Origin of the sequence: Prochlorococcus sp., from assembly GCF_965655815.1 — a bacterium.
In the GTDB taxonomy this organism is placed as follows: Bacteria; Cyanobacteriota; Cyanobacteriia; order PCC-6307; family Cyanobiaceae; genus Prochlorococcus_A; species Prochlorococcus_A pastoris.
Genome location: NZ_CBFHHZ010000014.1, coordinates 1 through 4,116 on the forward strand (window position 1 = coordinate 1; position 4,116 = coordinate 4,116).

The 4,116-nt window shown below is 35.9% G+C and carries 3 protein-coding genes; 2 read left to right on the forward strand and 1 reads right to left on the reverse strand.

The annotated features are described in order from the left end of the window. Positions 1-3: 3 nt before the first annotated feature. Entirely contained in the window at positions 4-3,588 is a 3,585-nt protein-coding gene (locus ACTF45_RS09095) for a T9SS type B sorting domain-containing protein (RefSeq protein ID WP_438949844.1), read from the reverse strand. 1 nt (position 3,589) lies between these two features. Here ACTF45_RS09095 and ACTF45_RS09100 point away from each other — a divergent pair, with 1 nt between their 5' ends. Together ACTF45_RS09100 and ACTF45_RS09105 are read left to right on the forward strand one after the other, a co-directional pair. Beyond that, a complete protein-coding gene (locus ACTF45_RS09100) occupies positions 3,590-3,775 on the forward strand; it encodes a hypothetical protein (protein ID WP_438949845.1) in 186 nt (61 codons plus the stop codon). A gap of 162 nt (positions 3,776-3,937) precedes the next feature. After that, on the forward strand, positions 3,938-4,099 hold the full coding sequence (locus ACTF45_RS09105; protein ID WP_438949846.1) for a hypothetical protein: 162 nt from the start codon (positions 3,938-3,940) through the stop codon (positions 4,097-4,099). Positions 4,100-4,116 lie beyond the last annotated feature (17 nt).

Here is a 4,116-nt window from a genome sequence, read left to right on the forward strand (position 1 = left end):
TTTTTATCTTTTCAGGCTAAAGTGTGCTCTAAACGTTTTGATAATTTCCGTACCTGGTTCTTCATATTTCACGCTGAACCAATAGTCAGTTGCTGGTAATGGTTTTCCGTTAAATGTACCATCCCAACCTTCGCTTAGTGGGCTTAGTTGTTTTAGTAATTTACCGTATCTATCAAAGATGTATATAGTTGATAGAGGTCTGGTATCAATACCTATGATTTGCCAAGTGTCATTATATCCGTCTCCGTTAGGGGTAAAAAATCTTGGGTAATCAATAACTAATACAGACTTAGTTCCGATTCCACAGCCATTTAAGTCTCTGACAGTAACTATGTGTTCACCTGGACTAACATCGGTAAATGTTCCATCTAATTGCCATGGTCCATCATCTAATCTATATTCATAATCACCACTTCCAACCGCATTTGCTTCTATTACATGCTCTTCTGCAAAGGCAAGCGTAGTAACTACTGCTTCTACAATAGCGGGTGAGCTAGGGATTACTTCTGTTGTAACTTCTTTTCTACAGCCAGTCAATATATCAGTGGCTACAGCTGTGTATATTCCTCCCATTAGCGGAGTATGTGCTGCTGTGGTAGCTTCTAAGTCTCCCATTGGATTGATCCATTCAAAAGTATACTCATTAACAGGGAGATCGATTATCATTACTGTTGGTCCTATTAATTCCGTTCCGTTTACATCAACACAAGCCATATAGCTATCTTCTAGGGTAAATTCTGGAAGTAAATTAACTAGTAAGGTTGCATCTGTAATATCATAACATTGATCATCTACATTAGTATCATTATCTACTCTAACAAAAATAGTTTGAGGATTAGAAGTGTTTTCAAAGCTTGTTGGTAATGGGTTCATAGAAGCTTCTGCATCTTCTATAGTGGCATAGTAAGTTACTGTAAAGTTTACAGGGTCTTGTCCATCTAAAATCTGCGCATCTAAGTCTGTTAGATTAAACTGAGCAAAACCATCATTAGCTGTATTTGGATCATCACATATTATAAGTTCTGCAGGTACTCCATCACCATTTGCAATAGCTGCTTCCTGTACTTTTATGTTAAAGCCAGCTCCTGTAATATTACATCCTGTTAGATTATTGGTGATATTTACAAAGAGTTGCTGTGGGTTTGTAAGATTTGTATAAGGACTAACCAGTGCATTTTCTCCATTATCTGCATCTTCTTGTGTTTCGTGATAAGTTACCGTAAAGTTTGCAGGATCTTGAGTACCTAACAATTCACTTGTAACAGTTTCCAGATCAAAGTCAAAGAATCCATCTGTATTTATCTCACAGGCAATTACATCAGGAACATCTCCAATATCTGGTAAAGGATTTACTATAATATCAAAGGTAACAATGGTAAAGCATCCTGTAGTATCATTAGTTACCCTTACATAGATTGTTTGTTGTCCTAGTTCTATATTGCTATAAGTAGTAGGATTTGCAATAGGGTCTATTTCATCGGTAGCATTTTCTAAAGACTCGTAATAAGCTGCACTTACCCCAAGTTCTCCGTTAATGACATATGCCTCGTTAATAGTAATATCAAAGACTTCTATCTGGTCGCCTGGATTATCATAATCGCATAATTCAATATCTTCAGCATCTGTACTTGGTGTTGGATTTGGTAATACTCTTATTGTTAAAGTCGTATAAGCAATACACCCTTCTATATTTACAACTGCTACGTGTAATGTTTGTGGATTAGCAGCATTACCAGCAACAGCAGTATTTGTATATGCTTCAGGATTTTCAATAGCATTTGTTCCAGCTAAGGCATCTTCTTGAGTTTCATAATAAATAACCTCCCAATCTATATTACCCGCTGTTATTTCATCATTCTTAACGGTTAGATCAAACTCTGTGGTTTCATCAGCAACTTCGTCATCACACTCTTCTAATGCTGTAGGCTGTACAATCACAGGAGGAAGAGCAACAATAAGATTAAATTCACCGATACTTACACAGTCATTATTAAGATCTTCAAGTCTTACAAAAATAGTCTGTGGATTGGTTAGGTTTTGATAACTAGTAGTATTTATAATAGGATTTTCTCCTGTTTCTGCATCTATTAGTGTCTCGTGATAAGTTAAACCAAAGTCCGTAGTACTTTGTTCTCCAAAGATATCTTCATCTCTTTGACTTAAATCAAATACAGTAATGCCGTCATAATCATCGTCACAAACAACAATATCTTCTATAATCAACGGTAGCTCTGGTGAAGGAATAGTAACTAGTTCTTGCTCAACTATAGTAAAGCAACCCGTGACAATATTTTCAGCTCTAACAAATATGATTTGACTATCTGGAACAATATTGTAATAAGGACTAATAATAGGATCTACAGCATTCTCTGCATTGGTTGTTGTCTCATAATAGGATAGCACAATGTCTAATTCTCCATTAATAATATCTACTTCGTTATCTTCTACATTGAAGAACGTAAACCCATCATTATCTTCATCGCATTCCTCTATAGGATCAGGAACTACAGGACTTGGAATAGGATTTACTCGAAGGTCTAATGTAATAGTAGAATAACAACCTGTAATTTCGTTTTCCCCTCTTAAATATATTGTTTGCGCATTACTTGTATTAGTATAAGGACTAGCAATTGGATTAGTAGCATTATCTGCATCTTCCTGTGTCTCGTAGAAGGTTATTCCAATACCTGTTTGTCCTTGTAGAACCTGTCCAATACTATCCTCTAAAGTAAATTCTTCTATTTCATCACCAGGATTATTATAATCACAAAGATTAAGAGGATCTGGCTGTGTAAGTACAGGTAACTCATTTACGGTTAATTCTATACTACTTGTATTGTAACATTCGGTTGTGTTATTTTCAACACGAACCCAAACAGTCTGATTAAATGCAGTTATGTTAGTATATGCAAACGGAGTAATGATAGCATTCTCAGCATTCTCAGCATTCTCAGGAGTCTCATAATAAGTAATGGTAAACTCCGAAGGATCTAACCCATTTAGTACTTCCTCATTACTAAGACTTAAATCAAATAATCCAAAACCGTCGGTGTCATCATCACAGACCTCCAGAGAAGATGACTCCGTGTTTATCTGTGGAACATCATTAACAACCAATAAAAGTTCTACATAACTAAAACAGTCTGTAGTAATGGTAGTGTCTTCTACTCGAACATAGATTGTTTGTTGATAAGCAACGATATTATCATATTCTTCAGTAATAGGGAATAGGTTGTTCTCAGCATCTGCCTGTGTTTCATGGTAGCTTATCAATAAATTTGGTAATCCATTAGTGATTGCTTCATCAGAGTCTGTAAGGTTAAATACTCCAAAACCATCTGCATCGGCATCACAATACTCCAAAGCTGGAGGATTACTTACAAGGGGTGGTATTTGAACAATCAACTCTAAAGTAGTATCTGAGTAACATCCTGTTACTTCAGTCATATCATCTTCAATTCTCACATATAAGGTCTGTGGATTAACAGTATTTGTGTAAGCTGTCACATTTTCGATAGCATTTATACCTGCATTCATGTCTTCTTCAGTTTCATGATAGGTAACAACATTCTCTGCAATACCAGCCATAATGCCTTCTGTCTTAACAGAGATATCTATGGTAGTTATTCCGTCGATATCATCATCATCACAAACAATCAATGGAGTAGGTGCTGCAAAAACAGGTTTTGGTTCAACAGTAAGAGTAAAGTTTATATTGGAGATAAAACAGCCTGCTGTAAAAGGATCGCTATTATCAACTTCAACACGTGCATAAATTGTTTCTTGTTCATTAACCGTATAAGGACTTTCCAGTGCGTTAAACCCTGTGTCCGCATCTAACTGAGAGCTGTGATAGGTTACTATATATAAATTAGGATCTTGTGACCCCAGTACTTGCGCATCATATTCTGTAAGATCTATATCTATAACACCAGGGGTGTCTGTACATAAAATTTCATCAGGAACTTCATTATACTGTGGAACAGGTAATACCTCCAGCAGCATAGAATTAATTCCAAAACAGTCGTTATCTCTTTCGACCCTAAGATATACCGTTTGTGCATCAGGCACTTCACTTACATATTCATTAGGTAATTGATTTAATTCTAATAATGC